General features: G+C 38.9%; 2 protein-coding genes and 1 pseudogene. All 3 read right to left on the bottom strand.

What is annotated here, in order from left to right:
- Positions 1-124 precede the first annotated feature (124 nt).
- On the bottom strand, positions 125-385 hold the full coding sequence (locus AB5Y70_RS00360) for a hypothetical protein (protein ID WP_368175896.1): 261 nt from the start codon (positions 383-385) through the stop codon (positions 125-127).
- Entirely contained in the window at positions 357-803 is a 447-nt protein-coding gene (locus tag AB5Y70_RS00355; RefSeq protein ID WP_368175895.1) for a hypothetical protein, read from the bottom strand. The genes AB5Y70_RS00360 and AB5Y70_RS00355 overlap by 29 nt, the downstream gene beginning before the upstream one ends.
- Positions 804-1,026: 223 nt before the next feature.
- Positions 1,027-1,555, bottom strand: a pseudogene (locus AB5Y70_RS00350) (hypothetical protein); the annotation flags it as partial.

The raw sequence follows: 1,555 nt of genomic DNA, 5'->3' as shown, positions 1-1,555 counted from the left end.
GGTCTGAAATTGATACCGAAGGAAGTGCGCACTAAAGTAGCGTAAACAAGACACCGGTTTGAGGCCGGTGTCAGGTGATAACTAGATCTGTACAGTCTTCACCTGACAGCTACGATATAAAAAATCAAATCATTGGATGGCCTTTTATATATTTTATATCGACACATCTAATCTGCTCTTTGATCAGACCAACAACTTTTTCAAAATCTTCAGATTTACAATATAAATTATCGCTATGTGAAATCTTAAATGGCGTTGATTCAAACCTTAATGCTTTCTTTCTATTGGAGATGATTAACGTATAGCCCCAATCTTTTTTAAACATGGTTTCATGCTCTGTTACTTCACTTTTAAAGTCAGTGAAAAATATCGCAAGGAGTGCCATCCCACCAGCCCCCACCAGAGAAAATGGTCCCAATACAGCCACTGCAAATACACAGACCACCACGCCAAGCCAAGCCAAGCCAAGCCAAACCAAGCCAAACCAAGCCAAACCAAGCCAAACCACGGACTATCGTATAAGCTACTTCTGGAATAACATCCTGATAAGTGACAATAACGCCTTCTGTTGTAAGACGGTAATGATAGTTTTTATCTGCCATCACTAAATAACGAAAATAAGGGATCATTGCTATAGCAACACCAAATGCTAGATAAGCAAACCCCCAATCAACATCACCTGTAAGTAATACACAACCTACAGCAAATAACGTCATAACTGCAGTGACTAGAAAAATAATAAGCCAAGAAAATGGTGTAGAAACCCGAATATTCCACTCCTGAAGAATTGGGGCCTCACGCACTTTTTTTGATTGGCATCGAGAATACGTTGTTGCTCTTCCTGTGGTAATAGACGAAAAGGAATCTCCTGCTCATTGCCCTCAATAACTTCGTTTTTCTTTTCCATTATTTATTCCCTTGCTTTCCGATTACCCGCGTCAAAAACACCATGGCGGCGAACCAATGTAACAGGACCGATGCTAAGGTTGAGCCAAGAGCAATAAACATGAAAGTCTCTCAGAATGATTATTTTAGCTCATCCAGTGTTCTTGGTACGCCTACATCCAGAGAACTGTGAGGAGCTCTATTTAATGACAATATAGTTTTAAATTCCCTATACTCCCGGCAATTTAATATTGGTAACAAGGATGCCAATATTTTTTTCAATTCGTTTTTATAGCAGTAAAAATTTGCAAAGCCTGAATAACCAAACGGGATGGTTTCGAATTGAACGAAGGCTGCGTTATTGACAACCTTAATCACATTGGCTTTATTTTTATTGAACAATGTATATTCTATATGTTCTTCCTTTTTGAAATCAGTGAAGAAAATTGCAAAAAGAGCCATACCACCAGCACCGACCAAGGATAATGGCCCTAATACGGCTACTGAAATAATACATACAAGTACACCCAACCAAGCCAAACCCCTGACTATTTTATAAGCTATATTGGGAATGGAATCTTGATAAATAGCAATAAGACCTTCGCTAGTAAGGCGGTAATGATAATCTTTATCAGCCATTACCAAATAACGAAAATAGAGGGCTAGCCCC

The sequence above is a fragment of the Aeromonas sp. s1(2024) genome (genome assembly GCF_040908005.1).
GTDB classification, from domain to species: Bacteria; Pseudomonadota; Gammaproteobacteria; order Enterobacterales; family Aeromonadaceae; genus Aeromonas; species Aeromonas caviae.
The sequence above is the reverse complement of the archived record's forward strand: the minus strand, read 5'-3'. Positions and strand labels throughout refer to the sequence as shown.